Consider the following 219-nt stretch of genomic DNA (forward strand, 5'->3'; position numbering starts at 1 on the left):
CTACTCGAGCCACTGTGCCGCACCTTGGCGGAGGCCGATCAGGGCGCGCGGGAAGTGACCCTGCGCGCCTTCCGGGTCGATCGCGAGGTGCAAGAAATCATCATCGGGACGGGTCTGGCGACGCGCGTCCCTGCCCATCTCCGCCGCCTCTTCGCGAATGAGTTGGAGCGTCTGCAGCCTGATCTTGGCTTCGAGCGCATGACGCTCGAGGCTGGCATC

1 protein-coding gene is annotated in these 219 nt (G+C 66.2%); it reads left to right on the forward strand.

The window, feature by feature from the left end; all coding sequences use genetic code 11:
* Positions 1-219 (forward strand): hypothetical protein (locus tag GSQ92_RS26435; RefSeq protein ID WP_371418601.1); only part of this gene is annotated, 219 nt, incomplete at both ends.

Origin of the sequence: Acidisoma sp. S159 (assembly GCF_009766125.1) — a bacterium.
Taxonomy (GTDB): Bacteria; Pseudomonadota; Alphaproteobacteria; order Acetobacterales; family Acetobacteraceae; genus Acidisoma.